The sequence below is a fragment of the Prevotella fusca JCM 17724 genome (assembly GCF_001262015.1).
Lineage (GTDB): Bacteria > Bacteroidota > Bacteroidia > Bacteroidales > Bacteroidaceae > Prevotella > Prevotella fusca.
On sequence record NZ_CP012074.1, the window covers coordinates 291,912 to 312,122 of the forward strand.

General features: G+C 46.1%; 18 protein-coding genes. 5 read left to right on the plus strand and 13 right to left on the minus strand.

The genetic code is table 11. From position 1 onward, the window contains the following. Positions 1–141 precede the first annotated feature (141 nt). The 9 genes from ADJ77_RS01155 to ADJ77_RS01195 all read right to left on the minus strand — a co-directional run bounded on the left by ADJ77_RS01155 (position 142) and on the right by ADJ77_RS01195 (position 10,667). Positions 142–2,031 (minus strand): DUF349 domain-containing protein, encoded by a 1,890-nt coding sequence (locus ADJ77_RS01155; protein ID WP_050695942.1) that lies wholly within the window; start codon positions 2,029–2,031, stop codon positions 142–144. A gap of 158 nt (positions 2,032–2,189) precedes the next feature. Then, on the minus strand, positions 2,190–3,116 hold the full coding sequence (locus ADJ77_RS01160; protein WP_025077979.1) for a magnesium transporter CorA family protein: 927 nt from the start codon (positions 3,114–3,116) through the stop codon (positions 2,190–2,192). 566 nt (positions 3,117–3,682) lie between these two features. Next, positions 3,683–4,714 carry an AMP-binding protein gene (locus tag ADJ77_RS01165; RefSeq protein WP_025077978.1) on the minus strand — a complete coding sequence of 344 codons (1,032 nt, stop codon included), beginning with the start codon at positions 4,712–4,714 and terminating at the stop codon, positions 3,683–3,685. Between the two features lie 67 nt (positions 4,715–4,781). Then, a complete protein-coding gene (locus ADJ77_RS01170) occupies positions 4,782–5,819 on the minus strand; it encodes an o-succinylbenzoate synthase (RefSeq protein ID WP_050695943.1) in 1,038 nt (345 codons plus the stop codon). 10 nt (positions 5,820–5,829) lie between these two features. Next, entirely contained in the window at positions 5,830–6,381 is a 552-nt protein-coding gene (locus ADJ77_RS01175) for a four helix bundle suffix domain-containing protein (RefSeq protein ID WP_025077977.1), read from the minus strand. A 156-nt stretch (positions 6,382–6,537) separates the two neighbouring features. Then, on the minus strand, positions 6,538–7,365 hold the full coding sequence (menB, locus tag ADJ77_RS01180) for a 1,4-dihydroxy-2-naphthoyl-CoA synthase (RefSeq protein WP_025077976.1): 828 nt from the start codon (positions 7,363–7,365) through the stop codon (positions 6,538–6,540). An 82-nt stretch (positions 7,366–7,447) separates the two neighbouring features. Further along, positions 7,448–9,109, minus strand: coding sequence for a 2-succinyl-5-enolpyruvyl-6-hydroxy-3-cyclohexene-1-carboxylic-acid synthase (menD, locus tag ADJ77_RS01185; RefSeq protein WP_025077975.1), 1,662 nt, complete (start codon positions 9,107–9,109; stop codon positions 7,448–7,450). A 94-nt stretch (positions 9,110–9,203) separates the two neighbouring features. Then, positions 9,204–10,250: an isochorismate synthase gene (locus ADJ77_RS01190; protein ID WP_050695944.1), complete on the minus strand. Its 1,047-nt coding sequence runs from the start codon at positions 10,248–10,250 to the stop codon at positions 9,204–9,206. Continuing rightward, complete coding sequence (locus ADJ77_RS01195) at positions 10,251–10,667, minus strand: PaaI family thioesterase (RefSeq protein ID WP_025077974.1); 417 nt, start codon at positions 10,665–10,667, stop codon at positions 10,251–10,253. An 819-nt stretch (positions 10,668–11,486) separates the two neighbouring features. On the opposite strand from ADJ77_RS01195, the gene ADJ77_RS01205 reads away from it, so the two are divergent. Then, positions 11,487–12,095, plus strand: a complete 609-nt coding sequence (locus ADJ77_RS01205; RefSeq protein WP_042740869.1) for a hypothetical protein — start codon at positions 11,487–11,489, stop codon at positions 12,093–12,095. A 75-nt stretch (positions 12,096–12,170) separates the two neighbouring features. On the opposite strand, the gene ADJ77_RS01210 is transcribed toward ADJ77_RS01205, so the two are convergent. The 3 genes from ADJ77_RS01210 to ADJ77_RS01220 form a co-directional block, all read right to left on the minus strand. Then, entirely contained in the window at positions 12,171–13,049 is an 879-nt protein-coding gene (locus tag ADJ77_RS01210; protein WP_025077971.1) for a hypothetical protein, read from the minus strand. A 199-nt stretch (positions 13,050–13,248) separates the two neighbouring features. Next, positions 13,249–14,703, minus strand: a complete 1,455-nt coding sequence (locus ADJ77_RS01215) for an aminoacyl-histidine dipeptidase (protein ID WP_050695946.1) — start codon at positions 14,701–14,703, stop codon at positions 13,249–13,251. A 129-nt stretch (positions 14,704–14,832) separates the two neighbouring features. Further along, positions 14,833–15,873, minus strand: a complete 1,041-nt coding sequence (locus ADJ77_RS01220; RefSeq protein WP_025077970.1) for a lysylphosphatidylglycerol synthase transmembrane domain-containing protein — start codon at positions 15,871–15,873, stop codon at positions 14,833–14,835. A gap of 78 nt (positions 15,874–15,951) precedes the next feature. Between ADJ77_RS01220 and rsmA the strand changes: the two genes are divergently transcribed. From rsmA to rsgA, 4 genes are all read left to right on the plus strand, one after another. Continuing rightward, complete coding sequence (gene rsmA, locus ADJ77_RS01225) at positions 15,952–16,755, plus strand: 16S rRNA (adenine(1518)-N(6)/adenine(1519)-N(6))-dimethyltransferase RsmA (RefSeq protein ID WP_025077969.1); 804 nt, start codon at positions 15,952–15,954, stop codon at positions 16,753–16,755. A gap of 22 nt (positions 16,756–16,777) precedes the next feature. Beyond that, positions 16,778–17,263 carry a GAF domain-containing protein gene (locus ADJ77_RS01230; RefSeq protein ID WP_025077968.1) on the plus strand — a complete coding sequence of 162 codons (486 nt, stop codon included), beginning with the start codon at positions 16,778–16,780 and terminating at the stop codon, positions 17,261–17,263. A 163-nt stretch (positions 17,264–17,426) separates the two neighbouring features. Continuing rightward, a complete protein-coding gene (frr, locus tag ADJ77_RS01235) occupies positions 17,427–17,987 on the plus strand; it encodes a ribosome recycling factor (protein WP_025077967.1) in 561 nt (186 codons plus the stop codon). Positions 17,988–18,183: 196 nt separating this feature from the next. Continuing rightward, positions 18,184–19,128, plus strand: coding sequence for a ribosome small subunit-dependent GTPase A (gene rsgA / locus ADJ77_RS01240; RefSeq protein WP_025077966.1), 945 nt, complete (start codon positions 18,184–18,186; stop codon positions 19,126–19,128). A 308-nt stretch (positions 19,129–19,436) separates the two neighbouring features. Here rsgA and ADJ77_RS01245 read toward each other — a convergent pair whose 3' ends face one another. Beyond that, on the minus strand, positions 19,437–20,174 hold the full coding sequence (locus tag ADJ77_RS01245) for an HAD family hydrolase (protein ID WP_025077965.1): 738 nt from the start codon (positions 20,172–20,174) through the stop codon (positions 19,437–19,439). Positions 20,175–20,211: the final 37 nt, after the last annotated feature.

Here is a 20,211-nt window from a genome sequence, read left to right on the forward strand (position 1 = left end):
CCTTCGTCTCGACTGAATGTCCGAAAGGCTCGTGTCGCATTTATAAAGGGGCAATTCTGCAAAGAATTGCCCCTTTATTCGGTTATTTCTTTTCCTTAACCTCCTCTTGCCATTCATGACAAGGTCGGCTGGAGACTGTGTTTACTTGTTCTCGGCATCAATAGCCTTGATTTTCTGCTTCACCTCATCCATGTCATCCTTGAGCTTCTGGATACGGCGGTTCATCTCGTCAATAAGGCTGTTACCCTTCTTCGAGCTGATGTTGAGGAAGCCGAGATTGTTCTCGTAGGTATTTATTTCCTGTTTCAGCTGCTCGAAGCGACGGAGCAGACGACCACGTTCGTTATCGAGAGCATCGGCACCACGTTCGGCAACCTTCTTGAGGTTGTTGCGGAAATTGTCAACACGCTTGCGTGCTGCAGATATGTGGAGATCCTTGTAGAGCTTGTCCAATACCTCGTGGTACTCCTTATAGAGTTTGTCTTTCTCCTTATAAGGAACATGACCGATTTTATTATATTGTTCTGTCAACTGCTGAACCTTCTCCTGCAGGTTCCCACCCGTCTGCTCAAGGAGTTCTTTCAGCCGGCTGATGATGTCACGCTTCTTGTTCAGATTCTCATGTTCCTCGCTGCGTGTGCCGGCATGGATGGCGTTACGTGCCTCGAAGAAGTGGTTGCAGGCAGCAAGGAAGTCGTGCCACAGCTGGTCACCGATTTTCTTCGGAACCATACCGATGGTCTTCCATTCTTTCTGCAAAGCGATGAGCTTGTCAGATGTAGCCTTCCAGTCAGTAGAGTCGCTCAGTGCCTGTGCCTTCTCTACAAGCGCCTTCTTCTTCTCTGCATTTTCGGCAAACTGTGCCTTTAGCTGCTTGAAGAATTCACCCTTACGGCTGAAGAAGTCGTCACATGCAGCACGGAAACGCTCGAAAATCTTAACGTTCATTTTCTGTGGAGCAAAGCCTATGGTCTTCCATTCCTGCTGGATAGCAATGATTTCCTTGGTGCGTTTCTCCCAGTCGGCAGAAGTCTTGTTCTCTTTTTTTACAATCTCTTCAGCCTGTTCGCAAAGCGCAGTCTTCTTTGTCAGATTCTCTTCTTCACGGCTGCGGAGTGCCTCGAAGTGCTGCTGGTGGCGTTTGTTGATGACGGTGCTGGCAGCCTTGAAGCGTGTCCATATCTGTTCGCGGAGCTCCTTTGCAACAGGACCTGTCTCACGGTATTCCTGATGCAGCTCCTGCAACTGGTGGAAAGCACTGATGACATCAGTTTCGTCAGCGAGCTTTTCCGCAGCTTCGCAGAGCTGTGTCTTCTTCTCAAGATTCTTCTTGAAGTCGTATTCGCGTGCCTCACGGTTGAGGTTTAACAGGTCATAGAACTGCTCTACATAGAGCTGATAGTTGCGCCAGAGCTCATTTGCCTTCTCTGCCGGAACCATCTTGATTTCCTTCCATTCCTGCTGCAGCTTCTTAAACTGGTCGAAGTTCTTGTTAGCTTCATCAGGAGTAGTAACCATCGCCTTAATCTGTTCGATGATAGCTTCCTTCTTCTTGAGGTTCTGCTGCTTCTCCTCTTCAAGTGCGAGGAAAGCCTTCTGGCGTTTTTCCTTAATGATGGTCATCTCTGCCTTGAAGGTCTCTTCGTCCTCGTCGGGCAGGACCTGGTACTTCTCCGGGTCGCCGCCATTGTCGAGATATGCCTTCTGCTGTGCTTCACGCTCGGCAAAGTGCAGCTTGTAGAATACCGTTTTCAGGTGCTCTACTTCAGCTTTTTCGGGCGTATCATCGCTGTCAACGATAGCCTTCAGACGCTCTATAATCTCCTTCTTTGAACTGTATGCCTTTGCTGCGGGGTTTCCGTCCTCGCTCTCGGGCTGTGTTTCAGCTGGCTGGTTAAGGCTTTCTGCTGCTGCATCAGCATTAACATTCTGCGCTTCGGAGTTCTCCGTTGTGGCGTTGGTTGCAACTTCTTCAGACAGCTTAACTTCTTCTGCACCCTGGTTCAGGGCATTCTCTTGAGAGTCCATCATTTCACTTTTTGTTTGTGATTTGGGTTTTTCCACATTTAAGATTTCAGACTGTTGCGTTCATGCACGCCAGTCTTCTACCATATAATATATCAACTGCAAACTTAGATAAAAAGTTTGAAAGTACCTAATTTTAGGTTGTTTTTTTTCATATCTTCGTCCTAAAGCAGACGTTTGCGGCGCAGAAGCCACCACGATGCAGCCGAAACAACTACCGACAGGAACATTGCAAGCGGGAATCCCCACGGATTTGTTTCTAATCCGTTGACAAGGTTCATACCGAAAAGTGAGGATATGAGCGTTGGCAACATCATGATGATTGACACCGAGGTGAGTGTTCGCATCACGGTATTCATGTTGTTGTTGATAATGCTTGAATAGGTGTCCATCGTCGATTCAAGAATATCGGAGTAGATACTCGTTGTCTCCCGTGCCTGTGACATCTCAATGTTCACGTCTTCAATCAGGTCGGCATCCAGCTCGTCAATCTGGAGCTTGAACTTCAGCTTTGCCAACAGGTTCTCGTTGCCGCGGATGGATGTGATGAAATAGGTAAGCGAATCCTGCAGACGACTCAGTCCAATCAGACTTTCATTGTCCACCCCTCTGTCCAAATTGCGCTTTGCTTTTTCAATCAAAGTATTGATTTGCTTCAGTCGTTTCAGATACCATACGGCAGAAGAAAGGAAGAGGCGGAAGATAAGGTCTACGTAATCCGTAAAGCCTTCATTCCTCTTTTGCTGATAGCTGACGAAGTCGAGCATCATGTTCGTCTCGAAATTGCAGACCGTTATGGTCACGTCTTTCTTGTGAATGATACCTAACGGTACTGTTGTATAAGGTGTTCGTGAGCGTATTTCCTTCACGTAGGGAATACGGAGGATAATCAGCATCCAGCCGTCATCGTATTCATAGCGTGCCCGCTCATCGGTGTCGCTGATATCCGATAAGAAGTAGTCGGGGATGTGAAAAGTGTCTTCGAGTTCCTGCTGGTCCTGCTCTGTCGGGCAAGTCACCTGAATCCAGCAGTTTGGCTGCCATTCCTTAATGACATTCAGGTTTCCGTTGGTGTTCCAATATGTCTTCATTTGCTAATCTCCAAAGTTAAGAAATAGAGTGGGGATTAGCAACATTCCGTTGTAATCCTCACGCCTACAAATTGCAATTCTCCGCGTGATAATCGTCCATTTAATAATTACGTATTGGTTTTATGACTGCAAAATTAGGTAAAAAAATCGGTTGTGGCAAACAAAAGATTAAGTTTTTCACGGTTGGGGAAAGGGTGGGAAGTCGTAATGGGAGAAAAGGTGTAGAAATGGATTAGGGGTGTACTGTTTGTTTACCTATTGTTAAAAGTCATCTATAGATGCGATTGTTTTCTGTCCTAAATGGTATGATGAATCTCCTTACCTTTTGTTTTATATTTTTTGTTTTTGTGCTGTCCTGTAAATATCTTATGCATAAGTTAGCCTTTATTTGTTATATCATTCCATTATTTATAATGGTAAAGATTAATCTATCTTACCCTTTTCTGCTGATGTGTTGGTGCCCGTCACGTGTGGTGCTGATGGTGAGCATGTATGGTGTTGTTGGTAAACATCAATGGTGTTGGGCACTAAATATAACACTGTATGTTGTCAGGTCAGGGACAATGTCATACTTTTGATTTACATAACTGACGTGCTAAGGTCTTTATCTCTGCTCTTGCAGGTTTTCCTGTACCAGTTTTGGGGAGGGAAGGAACGTGGAAGATGAGGCGGGGCTGCCAGAATTTAGGGAGAAGTTGTTGGCAGAGAGTCTTTACAGCAGCGGTGTCGGCTTGTGTCGTAAGTAAGACAACGGCTTCGCCGAAACGCTCATCAGGACAGCTCGTTATGGCAAAGTCGGCTGTAAGAGAGGGCTTCAGACGATGTTCCACTTCTTCAATCTGAATCTTGATACCGCCCGAGTCAATTACATTATCTTTCCGTCCGAGGATGCGGAAACAAGGGCTTGCAGTCCCGTCTTTCTTGTCGGAGGGGCGAATTTCAGCCCTGTCGTTTGTTACTAACGGATGAGAGCAGACAGCAGGGGCATCAATGACGAGGTACCCGTATTCGTTGAGCCATGTCTTCACACCCTCAAAAGGCTTGTACCATTCGCTGGCATCAGGACCGTTCAGCCGTCGGAGGGCTATATGTGAGAGCGTTTCTGTCATTCCGTAGGTGCTCCATACAGCGTTGGGGAAATCGTGCAGGGCAGCTGACAACTTGTCATCAACCGCTCCACCGCCTATAATCAGATGGCGGATGTGGCGCAACCGCTCCCGCTCTTCGGGCACTTGCAGGGAGTTATAGACCTGCAGCGGCACCATTGCCGCAAAGGTAATCTCCTCATCAGAAACGGCAGCTTCAGACAGTGATGCGTCAGAGAGGGGATGTCCTGATGGGGTTACGCTCAGCAGGCGCAGGTTACGTTCGATACTTCTTACCACTACCATCTTGCCTGCAATGTAGTCGAGTGGCATACAGAGCAGGGCTGTGTCGCCAGCCTTCAAGCCGAGGAAATCGCAGGTGATGCGTGCAGAATTGAGCATGCGATGCTTCTCCACCCACAGCGGTTTCGGCTTACCAGTGGAGCCGCTGGTGTGGACGAGGAGTTGGGGGTTGTCATTATGCCATTCTGAAAGGAAGTCCTGTAGTGTCATTGTTGTTTGTTTTTGTTTTATTAGGCTAATTAGCCTTATTGGGCTAATAGGGCTAATAATAATTCTCTCAATCGCCTATCCAGAGCTGGTCACCCCTTATTTCCAATGGCATTGGGATGTTGTCGGTGAATAGTTGACCCGTACCTAAGCCCTGTGGCATGGTGATATTTGGACCATAGATGTCGGCGGTGAGTTGGGCGATAGCGTTCAGTCCGATGTTGCTCTCAAGTGCTGAGGTTATCCATGAACCGATGTTACGTTCCCGAGCCATCGCAATCCACTCTCTTGTACCCGTCATGCCACCGTGCAGACTCGGCTTGAGAATGATGTATTGTGGGCAAATGGTGTCGAGTAACAATGCTTTCTCCGTAGGATTGTTTATGCCGATAAGTTCCTCATCGAGGGCTGTCGGCAGGGGAGTGTCAGCACATAAGCGTGCCATCTCGTGCCATTGATGCTGTCGGATAGGCTGTTCGATGGAGTGGATGTCATATTGTGCCAGTGCTTCCAATCGTTGCATCGCATCTTCTGGAGCAAAGGCACCGTTCGCATCAACGCGTAGTTCCACCTGTTCACGTGTGAAGGCTTGACGGATATGGCGTATAAGGTGGAGCTCTTTCTCAAAGTCAATCGCTCCTATCTTCAGCTTTACACAACGGAATCCAGCCTTGAGCTTCGCTTCCAGACGTTGATACATCTCATCGAAAGTCCCCATCCATACGAGTCCGTTGATGGTAATCCCTTCTTCTCCTCGCCCAAAAGCCGTGTTGAAGAGATTGGTGCTTCCCTTGGCATCCAGCTGTGCTTTAGCCGTTTCCAACCCGAAGAGCATAGAAGGATAAGGGCGCATGGCATCAACGTCAATGCCTCCTGTGTGGCAGAAGTCATCACAGAAGGCATGCAGTTTCTGCTCGTATTCCTCGTCAGGCATGGCATCACATGACAGGTCGGGTAGTGTGGCGCATTCTCCTATACCTTTCACTTCTGGCTGATGGGTATCAGTCAGCGTGACATAATAGCTCTTCCTCGTTGTGTAGACACCACGTGAAGTGCCCGCAGGGAGGAGGAAGTGGAGGGTGTGTGAGGAGATTTTTATGTTGTACATTGTAAGCTATTTATCGTTTGTTTCTATACTCAATTCTTGCTTTTGTCATCTGCTCGCGTATTCCACCGTGTTTAATGAAATCATCTTTGATACGGTCTAAGTATTTTCTAAGTATCACATCTTCTTGATAAATCAATGTAATGGCAATGTTTGCTATTGTATCATCTGTCCGTACTTGAATGGCATTGCGATAAAACGCAGACTCGTTATGCTTGGCACATATGCGTCGGGCAATGATAGCATTCTTGTCATTTACATTCCATTTTATAAGATTTCGGACACGAAGATAATCTTCATAATCAATTAAAAGCTCTTGAAGACTGGCACGTGCAACATTCACTAACTTTATTTCCGTTTCTGCAGAGGTTGTCGAGGCAGCACATCCTTCTGCAATATTTTGCTTTCCAGAGCGTGCAGCTTGTATCATCTGATTTATCGTCCTGTCGTTTCTATCCAAAAAATGATGGGCAAAGTAATAGGTGATGTCATAAATACATTCTGCTTTCTGATAGGCTATCAGATTACGATAGTTGCCCTTTTGTGGTAAGAAAGGTGTTCCCATGATTGTTTGTTGGTTGTTGGTAATACAGGTTTTATTAGGTTTGTTAGGCTAATAAGGCTAATTAACCTTATTGTTGATAAGTTCTATAGCCATTGTTTACTAAAGGGATTTATTGGGCCCATTAGCCTAATTAGGGCAATAGACCCAATAATAATTTTATGGGAACTGTGGATATTTGTCAAAGTCTGGCTTGCGCTTTTCGAGGAAAGCCTTGCCACCTTCCTGCGCTTCATCAAGTGTGTAGTAGAGCATTGTGGCATCTCCAGCGAGTTCTTGGATACCTGCCTGTCCGTCAAGTTCGGCGTTAAAGCCAGCTTTCATCATACGGAGTGCCAGCGGAGAACGCTCTATCATCGTCTCAGCCCAGTCTATACACTCATCTTCGAGACGGTCGAAAGGAACCACCTTGTTGACCAGTCCCATCCGTTCAGCTTCTTCAGCAGAGTACTGTCGGCACAGGAACCATATCTCACGAGCCTTCTTCTGACCCACGACACGTGCCAGATAAGATGCGCCGAAGCCGGCATCGAAGGAGCCAACCTTGGGTCCTGTCTGTCCGAAGATGGCGTTTTCAGAAGCAATGGAAAGGTCGCATACCACGTGAAGGACGTGTCCACCACCAATCGCATAGCCGTTTACCATAGCGATGACAGGCTTTGGAAGGCGTCGGATCTGCATCTGCAAGTCAAGTACGTTGAGGCGTGGAACACCGTCACTACCGATATATCCGCCGTGTCCCTTTACATTCATGTCACCGCCGGAGCAGAACGCCTTGTCGCCTGCACCAGTGAGAATGACCACCCGTATGTCAAGGGCTTCACGACAGTAGTTGAAAGCCTGTGACATTTCCCACACTGTTTTCGGTGTGAAGGCATTACGGTAACGAGGGCGGTTGATGGTTACTTTTGCTATGTGGTTGTACTCTTCAAAGAGGATTTCCTCAAAGTTGAAGCCCTCAATCGGCTTCCATTCTCTTTTCTCCATAGGGTCTTTTTGTTTTTGATTGATTATAGGGTGCTGCCAAGTTATTCCTGAAAAGAAGATGAACTATGGCAAATTAGTTTTATTAAAAGGCTTGATAATAATCCTTCAAGGCTTGTGCATCTTCCTCTGCGTTGGTGAATACCTCCAGAAGAACAGGTCCTTCCTCAGCATTAAAGAACTTGTCAAGATTCTTATAAAGCTCCTCTTCGTTATGAGCCGATAGATAGACGATGTCATGTGTCTGGCAGATTCCCTCTGCGGATGCCGTATGATGGGCAGCTACAGCACTGTCCCGATAGGGTGAACGCTCCAAGCCTGGCAGCTGATGGAAGATACCTCCACCGCCATTGTTAAGTAAGAGGATAGAAAGGTTGGGCGACAGCGCCCCGTTCCATAGTGCATTCTGGTCATAGAAGAAGCTCAAGTCACCGATAACACAGTAGACATCCTCCTCGTCCTGATGTGCAACGGCATAGCCGACAGCCGTTGATAACGAGCCTTCTATACCATTTACTCCTCGGTTGACATAGATGTACTGGTCGGAGAAGATGTTACCAAGGCGCACAGCCGAGCTGTTCCCATAGAACAATTCGCCATCAACAGCTTCTTCCCTCATCTTCTCGTGGAAAGTCTTAACAGCCAGCAGTTGTGAGAAACGTGGTTTTATCGTTTCACGGATGGTTTTGGCTTTGTCGAAAACCTCATCCCATAGCGTTACAAAATCCTTCTTCTCTACGCCCTCCGTCTCGTTGGCAAAGATGCCGATAACCTCTTCCGCCGAGCCTTGGATAATGTCTGTGGCATGCATGAAAGTATCACAACAATTACCTTCCTCGTTCACAATGATTGACATCCTGCACTCACACTTGCGCAGGAACTGACGGAGTCGTTTGCTGACAATCGTTCCTCCTATATAAATAAGGTGGTCTGGACGATAAGCGGAATCATCACTTATCATTTTCAGCACTTCATCTATGGGTTGTGCAGGGCAGATACTATCATCTGCCAGCTTCTCCTGAATAACGACGGCAACCTTCTTCAATTCCTCTATTGCTTCGAGAGAATTGCCCACAACCTCGGGAATCAGCTGCCCAAGGACAATCATCGGCTTTTCTCCGCAGAAGAAATCAGCTGCCATCTCATAGACTCTTGTGTCATCCGTTACGGCAGGATAGAGCACAGTGCGGCGTTCGTCAGGAAGCTGCAGGACATCGTAGTCAAACAACGGTTCGGTGATGGGGACATTGATATGTACCGGACCGCTACCATTCAGCCGTACAGCATTCAACGCCTCATTGACCAAGCGGTTGCAATGCCAGCGTTCCTCGTCGTTATGAGGTTCAGGTAATGTGACACTCTTGCGGACATTCGGTTCCAGTGCACGATGTTGATGGAGAGTCTGCCCATCCTGTTGGTCAATCCATTGAGCCGGTCTGTCGGCTGAAATGACAATCAGCGGACGCTTTTGATAAAAGGCTTCAGCTACGGCAGGTGCCACGTTGAGCAAGGCAGAACCCGATGTCACGCAAACGGCAACAGGTTCATTATCAGCCAGTGTCATACCTAAAGCTATAAATCCAGCCGACCGTTCATCAGTGACGGGATAGCACTCAATATCAGGACAAGCACAGAGATTATGCACGATAGGAGAGTTACGAGAGCCAGGACATACAACGGCTTTCGTGATACCTTCCTTTACGAGTAAGGCTGTAAGGATGTTGACGTTTTCTTTGGTGCTGTACATTGTGGGTGATGGGTGGTGAATGTTGGGTGATGATGGTTAGGGGTATTGGGCTAATAAGGCTTATAAGCCCAATAAGACAAATATGCCTATAACTTTAATTGTGATTTAATAGCTGTCGCATAGTGTCGAGCTTGGCTTCTGTTTCTTGCCATTCATTCTCTTCGACGCTTTCCTTTAAGAGTCCGCCACCAGCATAAAGGCGGCAGGCAGGACGGGAGATCTGCATACAGCGGAGGGTGACATAAAGTTTTGCCATACCATTATCGCCAAGCAGTCCGCTGAAACCACTGTAATAACCGCGGTTCAGTTGTTCGTTGTGAAGGATGAACTGCTGTGCCTCATCCTTTGGCATGCCACATACGGCAGGGGTAGGATGGAAGGCTGTGAGGAAACTTCCGAGTCGCTGTGTGTCCTTGAGGCGGAAGGTGAAATCGGTACGAAGGTGTGCCAGATGTGCTGCACGAGCGGTATAGGGCTTACTTTCAGCGATTTCAGAAGCAAATGGTTGCAGACAGGTGCGGATGTAGTCGGCAACGAGCTGTTGCTCTTCCTGGTTCTTTGCAGACCACAGCATATCTTCACCCTTATACTTCATCGTGCCTGCCAGTGCCATTGTCTGATAGCCGTCAGCATCGCCACAGAGCAGTATCTCTGGGCTTGCAATAAGCCACATACCCGTTTCTTCGGTATAGAAAAGGGCGATATAGGAACGTGGATACCTCTCGCAAGCCTTGAGAAAGATACTCCGAGGAGTTGTTCCCTCATCTTTCGCCTCTACGACTGAGCGTGCCAGCACCAATTTACGGAATGTATTGCATTCTAATTCTTTATGGAAACGACAGAAATCATCGTGATAGATCTCGCGAAGCGATGTTGTTTCGCCAGCAAGCAGAGTTTCGTCCTGCCAGTCTGGAATAGCCTTAAAGCCCTTGCTGCCGTCTAAAGGCAGAACAGTAGATGAACCGTTCTGCCCATCCAGCAAGTAAAGTGTGTTGCTACTGTCACGGTAGAACGGTGCAATGACAAATCCCTTGCGCCCGTCAAGTGCTGCAAGCGAAGAGATAACCGTCGGCTTTTCCGGCTGTGTATAGCAATGGCAAACCTTCTCGAAAGGCTCACGATAGATAAAGAAAGATTCCATTTACTTCTCCTGTGGGGCTATGACGTAGTTGGTAACCTGTACGCTGGAGATGAGTTCGTTCTCATCATTCTTGATGTCAATGTTCCACACGTGCAGCGTATGCCCCTTATGAATCAGTTTTCCGTAAGCTGTAACGGTTCCGCCGTAAGGCATTGCCTTGACGTGATTGCCGTGTACGTTGATGCCCATTGCCATCTTTCCGGGGCATAATGCCATCGAACCTACGCCTGCAAGATTCTCTGCAAGTGCCAGTGAAGCACCTCCGGCGAGGAAGCCGAAAGGCTGTTTGTTACGGTCGTCTACAGCCATTCTTGCCTTCAACGTGTCGTCTTCGGGGGTAGAAATGAACTCCATACCAAGTGTGCGGCTCAGTCCGTCTTCGTGATGGATATTGTTCAATATGTGATCTATGTTCATAATCTAATCGACTTAATGTTATGCAAAGATAATAAAAGTTGGATAGATAGCAAAATCAAGCGGCAAAATCAAAATTACAAGATAGGAGTTATTGGGGGAGAGATGGTGGGATGGAGAGTGAAATCAATGGAAGGCAAGCACTGCATGTCTATGAAAACAACAGGGAAGCTGTGGCGTTCATTCCTCTCCTTTCAGAAAGAGAAAGAGTAAAGGAATGAAATGGTTTTGTCATGATTTTTCCTCTCCATTACGATAATAGGTGCTTAATTGCGTTCCAACTAAGAACTAATTGACGTCCAATAGGTGCTTAATTGAAGCCCAACTAAGGCTTAGTTGAAGTCCAGTTGAGCACCTCTGTCTTTATGCGTGGTGGTAACTCGTTGGTTGTTTGGTTGTTACTTGATGTTTAGGATTCGCTTTTTATCCCTGTTTTTAAGGTAGGGTAGAGGATGATTTGTGTAAAGATATTTCAGGTTCAACAGTGCAAGAAATCACTTCCATATTCATTGCGAAAGAATGAGGACTGTATCGAAACAGTTATCTTGTAGTACTCTCACGTCGTCCTTGTCCATAGTTTATATGAAAGGGATAAGTAATTGTATCTAAAAAAGTATAACTGCCGGAGAAAAGACGGTGTCGGTTATTATCTGCCTTCCAGACTTGCATTCTCTGTCAGTATTCGTTCTGATGGTAAAAATAACAGGTATTTCTTCCCGATTACTCCATTTTTTTATATATTTGCAGGCAATTTTGGAAAATAGATAAATGATGAAAAAAATACTTGTATTTGTACTGTTCCTTGGATTACAGGCAACAGCAATGGCACAGAATCCTGCTGCCAATACTGTTAGAGAATCAACAGGGTACGGACTGGAGAAGGATAAAGCTGTTTATCTGGAACTGATGGGAGCATCAAACCTCGTAGGTGTCAACTATGATGCACGTTTCAACGACCATACACGCTTTGGATGGAGAACGGGTCTGAACTTCGGTTATGGACGCAATTCCAGTATATTCTGGGAAGGGTCAGATGTTCGTGGCTATGCAGTCCCATTGGAGGTGAACTATCTCTTAGGCAGTCAGAAGAACAATCTTGAGGTGGGTGTGGGTGCCAGTGTGGGTATTTACAATTTACACGGTACGTTTCTGGAGTCTGTAGATGGTCCTAAGTCTTCGTTGACAGCTGACCAGCAGAAGCATGCTATGGGCGAATATAATACCCCTGAAGGGACAAAGACCTGGCTGGTTTACAATGAGAGCCGTAACAAAATCGGCTACTATTTCTTTGGAAACATCGGCTATCGTCATGTATCCCGCAAGGGTTTCCTCTTCCGTGCAGGTTTCAGCCCTTCCTTTACTTTCGGTGAGAAGAACGCTGTTAAAAAGACTCTTCTCTATCTTTACCTCGGCTTCGGTTGGGCATTTTGATAGATAATCAAATAAAACAAAAGCAGGGACGTACGAATTGTGCGTCCCTGCTTTTGTTTTATAGATGCAGCGTAATCAGTGAATCACCTTATCTATCATATAGTCATAATCGTATTCTTTCCTCACCGAACGCTTCTTCAACTCAACACGTATTGAATCAAAAGGCTGGGTATTATCGTATGAAGTAGAGAAGTTAACACGACATCTATCCTTCACAAGTTCCGCTTCTGGTACTACTTTCATATCCTTTCGAGCAAGTATCTTTGCTGGAAAGACAATCTGTGTTCCTTCCTTTGTCAGCTGTTCTACGAACGCAGATGAGCCATAGTCACGAGCAAGTTTCAGTAGTGATGCCTTGTCTACTGGCTTCTGCTGACACTCGTGGATGTACCTTACATAAAAGTCTGTCACCATATCTGATTCATCCCACGCCATAGGAACAGGATAAACCTTAGTGCTCCCATCTTTAGATAACGCCAACAAGAAGGTAAAACCATCATCCGTTTCTGGATAACAGATAGAAATTGGCAAATAAACAGAAGTGTTAGTTATGTCGGAAACAGAAGCTGCATAAACCTGGAAATCCTCATCCGCACCTTTCCAAATGTTTTCCCGGGTAAAAACTTTCTTATCAAACAGAATCCTACCACCCTTTGAAATAGTGACAAGTAGCTTCTTCACAAACTCGTCAGAATTCTTCACCTTAGCCTTATTGTCAACTGCCTTAATCTGAACATGCCAGTCTCCATAGACTGTATCCACCACCATATTCTCATTAGAGGCATCTTCCTTCTTCAAGGTTTTATCCTCTTGGACAGCAGATGTATCCTCAACTTGAGCAGCTGTGGGAGCCTTCCGAACCCCTGACACACAACAAGCCGACAAAATTCCCATGCCCAAGGCTGTAAGCAGCAAAGCTGTAAAAGCCTTTGTCATTCTACATGTTCTCATCATATTTCTTGTTTATAATTAGTAATTAATTCGATTCTTTTATTTTTCCACGAAAGTAAATAAAAAAGATTAATACTACAAGTTTATGCCTTGAGAAATATAGATAAAAAAAGAACTGCCTTCTGTCTTCATACAGAAAGACAGAAAGCAGTTCCATTATCTATTATTTTATTCAGCTGTTTTGTCACAGCCTCACTGGGCTCTACTTAACAGGAATCTCCTCCAAAGTCTGAACAAGAAGTTTCCAGAATGGCTCAACAGTTGCTATCTCAAGACGCTCCTTCGCTGTGTGAGGGCTGCGGAGTGTAGGGCCGAGACTTACAACGTCCATACCTGGATACTTACCGAGGATGACAGAGCATTCAAGACCTGCGTGGTCTACCTGCACGATGCCCTCAACACCATTCTGCTCCTTATAGACCTTCTTCAGGAGGTTAAGGATTTCACTCTCTGGGTTCGGGTCCCATCCGCCATAGTGTGCACTGAAGACTGTCTTCATGCCAGCCATATTGAAACAGCTCTCAAGTTGGGCAGAGATGTAGTCTCTCATGTCCTCACGGCTTGAGCGAGCAAGAATCATGATAGTTGCCTTTGTTGGGTCAATATTGATTTTTGCAAGGTTTGATGAAGTCTCAACAACGTCAGGATAAGATGGGATCATACGCAAAACACCATTATGGCAAGCAAAGATGGCGTTGATAAGGTTGTCCTGAATATCTACAGGAACAAGGTTTGCAGGCTTCTCTGTGTCCTCAACGAAGAATTCAACATTTGGCTCAATTCCCTTGAACTCGTCTTCGATGAGTGCTTTCTGGGCAGCTACCATATCTTTTAAAGCAGCAACGTTTGCCTGTGGCAAGGCAAGAACCACCTCTGCCTTGAATGGAATTGCATTGCGCATATTACCGCCTTCCCAGCAAGCTAAGCGGACATCAAGTTCAGTAACAGCCTTGCGGACAAAGCGTACCATCTCCTTGTTGGCATTGGCACGTCCCTCATGGATTTCAAGGCCGGAGTGACCACCACGGAAACCCTTCAAAGTTACCTTGACTGCTGCTTCCTCATCGTTGGCAACTTCCTTATATTCCAAGGTAGAAGTAATGTCAACACCACCTGCAGAACCGATGACGAATTTGCCCCATGTCTCAGAGTCAAGGTTCATAAGGATGTCACTATGCAACTCACCGCTTGGCATCTCGTTGACACCATACATACCTGTTTCCTCATCTCGGGTAATCAATGCCTCTACAACACCGTGCTTCAACGTCTTATCCTCCATGATAGCCATGATAGCAGCAACGCCGATACCATCATCAGCACCAAGTGTTGTATTGTTTGCATATACCCATCCATCCACAATATGTGTCACAATCGGATCGGTTTCAAAGTTATGATTGCTGTCCGGAGCCTTCTGTGGGACCATGTCCATGTGAGCCTGCAGCAGAACGGTCTTACGGTTTTCATATCCCGGTGTGGCAGGCTTACGCATAACGACATTACCGCCAGAATCGACATATGATTCAACACCAACTCTTGCAGCAAAGTCTAACAAGAATTTCTGTACTTTCTCTGGTAATCCGGAAGGACGTGGAACCTGTGTCAGATCATCAAAGTTTCTCCAAAGGTCTTCTGGTTTAAGATTTCTGATTTCACTCATAATGTTGATTTTAAAAGGTTATTATAAATTGTTTATCTCGTTGTCTCAATATTCCAATTCTCTCTCTGTCAGAACAGCAATAGTATTCCTGTCAGGGCATTGATGTCACGGCTTTCCTCTTTCAATGCTTCATCCTTCCACACTCTTCGCTGGGCGGGTAAGTTGAGCCGGGCTGACCAATGGGACTGGTGTCTTGGTAAAGCTCAGTGCAATCCATGCGTAAACTCCCAGGAGGATAACCAGCAATGTCTGAATGGTATGTACTATCAGTACGAAAAAGAGTGCCTGATTGTCAGCCACACCATAGAGAATCAGCATCGTCTTGACTGCAAAATGCCACGGTCCTGCTCCGTTAGGTGTTGGTACGATAACGGCTACCGAGCCCACGACGAAGCTAACAAGTGCACAGGAAAGACCGAGGCTTTCCGTTGCATCAAAGCAGTAGAAAGTCAGGTAATAATGTAGGAAATAGCTTCCCCATATTGCCAGACTGTAGAAAAGGAACAAGGGAATATTCCTTACTTTCCGCAACGAGCAGATTCCCTGCCATATACCTCCCAGCATCTCCTTCACCTTCTTGTAAAAAGCAAGTCGGCGCAGCACATAATAGAAGAGGATGATGGATGCAACGCCACAGATAGCCGTTACCAGCCAGCCGGTAGGTGAGAACATCCTGAAGATATCGTCAATACGTGTGCCAGTCCTTGAGAAGAAGTTGGTAAATACCCGTATCTGCATCAGGAAAGCAGTGGCACTGATAAGCAAAACGATGAGCGTGTCGACCGCCCGTTCAGTAACGACTGTACCGATAGCCTTCGGAAAAGCAACCTTGTCATACCGGTTCAATACCCCGCAACGGGCAAACTCTCCAATGCGTGGAATGAGCAGACTGACAGCATAGGAAAGGAAGATAGAGTTGACACAAACCGACGAGCGGGGATGCTCGCCAATAGGTTCAAGGCTCTGTTTCCATCTCCATCCGCGAAAAGCCTGTGCCAGAATGCCGAAAGGGAGAGAGAGAATCATCCATGTCCAGTCCATTTCATGCAGAAGTACATGTCTGACGCTGGAGAAGTCGAATCCCCTATACATCCAATAAAGGATTGCACTTCCAAGCAGTAACGGTAATGCAATCTTCACAGTATTGTTGAACAGTTTCTTCGTCCTCATATAATGGAGCAAAGATAATTAAAATGTTTTTCAATGCAAAATAAAATGAGTATCTTTGTGGGCAAATAAAGAAAAATTATGAAATCAGTCAAGCCAAAGAAGAATTTGGGTCAGCACTTCCTTACCGATTTGGATATTGCCCGCCGGATTGCTGACACCGTCGACGCCTGTCCAGACATACCAGTATTGGAGATTGGACCGGGTATGGGTGTCCTTACTCAGTACCTTGTCGAGAAGCCACGTGAAGTGAAAGCTGTGGAGATTGACTCGGAAAGCGTTGCATACCTTTATGAGAAGTTCCCTAAACTACGTGAGAACATTCTTGGTGAAGACTTCCTTCTCATGGACCTGACGCAGGTGTTCGGGGGCAAGCAGTTTGTCCTGACGGGTAATTATCCATACGATATTTCGTCGCAGATATTCTTCAAGATGCTTGACTACAAGAATCTTATCCCTTGCTGTACGGGTATGATTCAGCGTGAGGTCGCCCTTCGGATGGCAGCTGCACCTGGCTCAAAGACATACGGTATCCTATCCGTATTGATGCAAGCGTGGTATGATGTGGAATATCTCTTTACTGTAGATGAAAACGTCTTCAACCCACCTCCAAAGGTAAAGAGTGCTGTTATCCGTATGACACGCAATGAAGTGACTGACATCGGCTGTGATGAACGACTCTTCAAGCGGGTGGTAAAGACCGTATTCAACCAGCGACGTAAGATGTTACGTGTGAGCCTTCGACAGATTTTCAACGTGGCTAAACCGACTGATGGCTTCTACGAACAGGACATTATGACGAAACGTCCTGAACAACTGTCTATTGCACAGTTTGTAGACTTGACCAATATGGTTGCTGAACAGTTGAATATTCTTGGACAATAAGTTGAAAGGAGTTAAATTACCTATGACAAGAAAAGAACAATATGCCCAACTTATACCGCAGATAGTGGGTCTCATCAAGGGCGAAACAAACCTTGTGGGCATTTTGGCAAACGTGTCAGCAGCCTTGCACGAAGCCTTCCCGGAACGTTTCTTCTGGACGGGCTTCTACCTTCATGAGGAAGGTAAAACCCTCTCATTAGGACCTTTCCAAGGTTCGGTAGCCTGCTATTCCATCCCATTCGGCAAAGGGGTCTGTGGCAAAGCATGGGAACAAGGTCGCACGCTCATTGTTCCTGACGTAGAGGAATTCCCCGGGCACATTGCTTGCAGCAGTCTTTCTCGCAGCGAGATAGTCGTTCCTATGTACGATTCTTCACACACTTTCTGTGGTGTACTTGACATCGACAGCATCCGCCTTGACGACTTCAATGACGATGATAAAGATGGTTTGGAACGTGTTATCGCCCTACTGATGGAGGAAACAAGTAATCTCTTCCAGCAGAAATAACGGAACGCACCGCTTTAGGCAGGAGTCACAGGAGACCTCTTTCTTATGAGGAAAGGACATGACGGATATAATTCCTTGTTTTTACAAAAAAGTAAAGTAAAATCTTGTCCATATCCGAATTAATATCTATTTTTGTAAAGTTGAAATTTAATATTACGAATATATGTTAGACGTTAAGCAGACATTAAATGATGCCAGCGAGCGCATGGAAATGGCAACGATGTATCTCAGTGATGAGTTGCAGCGCATCCGTGCTGGCCGTGCAAACGTAGCCATCCTCGATGGTGTACGAGTTGATTCCTATGGTTCAAAGGTTCCTTTGAATCAAGTTGCCACAGTCATGGTGCCTGACGCACGTACCATCGCTATCAAGCCATGGGATAAGAAAGCTATCAAGGACATTGAAAAGGCTATCATGGATTCAGATGTTGGTATCACACCAGAGAACAATGGTGAGTTGATTCGTCTGAACCTGCCTCAACCAACAGAGGAGCGTCGCCGCGATCTGGTGAAGCAGTGTAACAAGATTGGTGAGCGCACAAAGGTTGAAATCCGTAATGTCCGCTCTGACATCAAGGAGAAACTTAAGAAAGCCATCAAGGACGGTCTTTCTGAAGACAACGAGAAGGATGCTGAGGAGAGCTTGCAGAAGATTCACGACAAGTTTATCAAGCAGGTTGAATCACTGCTCGAAGATAAGCAGAAGGAGATTATGACCGTTTAAGAGCCTCCCTAAACCCCTCCGAAAGGAGAGGGAATGTAATTAGGTAAATATATCTGTATATTATCTATACCTCGTTCACATGAGAAGATATAAGGGGGAATAACAGGCACTTATTAGTGATAGAATATTATTCTAACTGGCTTCCATCAGGCACTCCCCTCCTTTTGGAGGGGCTGGGGGAGGCTTTTTTATTTTTATGCGCGGCTTAGTAATAAAGAACACTGGTAGCTGGTACACGGTGAAAACCGAGGATGGCAAGACGATAGACAGCAAAATCAAGGGCAATTTCCGTCTGAAGGGAATTCGCTCCACCAATCCTGTGGCTGTTGGTGATTACGTCATTATCACGCCTAACCAGGAGGGAACGGCTTTCATTACAGAGATAGAAGACCGCCGGAACTATATTATCCGTAAGTCGCCTAATCTCTCGAAGCAGAGTCACATCATCGCTGCCAATATCGACCAAGCGTTCTTGATAGTCACAGTAAACTATCCCGAGACATCCACCACCTTCATTGACCGCTTCCTTGCAGGGGCTGAGGCTTACCGTGTTCCGGTAACGTTAGTGTTCAATAAGCATGACCTGCTTTCCGAAGACGAGCTGCGTTATCAGCATGCTGTGATGAATCTCTACGAGACAATCGGTTATCAGTGTGTGGAGGTGCAGGCGAGTGCAGAACCAGCTGATGAGTTCAGTGTAGAGAAGATGAAGCCGCTGCTGGCTGGTAAAGTCACGCTGTTGAGCGGTAACAGTGGTGTGGGAAAGTCAACGATTATCAATGCTCTCCTGCCTCATGCGAACCTTCGTACGGCTGACATCTCCGATGCGCATAACACGGGTATGCACACAACAACGTTCAGCGAGATGCTGGAACTGCCAATGGGTGGATATCTTATTGACACGCCAGGTATCAAAGGTTTCGGAACTTTCGATATAGAACGTGAAGAGCTGACAAGCTACTTCCGTGAGATTTTCAAGTTTTCAAAGGACTGTAAGTTCTCAAATTGTACGCACACACACGAGCCTGGCTGCGCTGTAAGAAAGGCTATCGAGGAACATTATATCGCTGAAAGCCGATATAACAGCTACCTTTCAATGCTGGAAGATAAGGAAGAAAATAAATATCGTGAGGCTTTTTAGCTTCACGATTTTTTTATTTCACATCCTTTTCATGATGAAAAGACAGCTTGTAGAGATGCGGCTATATTACTATAGCTGTTTTTAGATTCATTTTGCGATTACTTTTGACACTTCGCATAAACACACTACAAATCAATTAGTTAGATAAGACACAATAAAATTTTCTTTCCATTTCTTATCATCGTGCGGATGCCCAGCACACACTGTGCGAGGGCTTAACACCAATGGTGCGAAGGGTGAACACCAATTGTTTGAATGCCTTGTAGTCTTGCAAACGACCTACGATACTTAAAGTGGAAAGGACCTAATCAGCGTTTTGAAAGACTGTCCAAGACACGCTCCCAATTATCAGCAAACTCTCGGATGGTTGGAAAAAGAATGTCTGCACCTTCATTCAAGAGGACTGAATCATCCAATGGACCACTATTGATAGCCACCGTGTAGCAGCCTGCTGCCGCACCTGCATGCACACCGAGTGGTGCATTCTCAACGACAATACCCTCTGTTGGTGAATAATTACCAGCCTTTTGCAATCCCATCAGATAAGGGTCAGGGTTCGGTTTACCACGCTTCACATCATAAGCAGTCGTAATCTGGTCTGCAGAAACGAAGTCGCCAAAGTCACGGGTGACACGCTCAATCAATGGAAGCTGCGCACTTCCTGTCACAATACCAATCTTTAATCCGCTCGCCTTGATCTTCTGCATAAGATCTATTACGCCATCAAATACCTTTGCCTCGGGCATTTCGTGGAAGTAATGCGCCTTCACATCATACATCCGTTGCGCCTCCCCCTCACTCAAATCCTTACCGAGTTGTGCCTTGGCATACTTACGTATGGTATCGACGCCACGTGCTCCTTCCGTTGCGTATGAATCTTCAAGCGTGAAATGAATACCAAATTCCTTCATAGCACGCTGCCACGCAACACCATGGTTGGGCATTGAATCGTAGAGAACACCGTCCATATCAAAGAGGACAACTTGAGGAACTCTCAAAGTAATCGTACTGGAGGAGGGGGTGTTTTGCAGAGATTGAGACGACATAGCAGTTTTCTTTACCTTATTATATATTATTATCCTC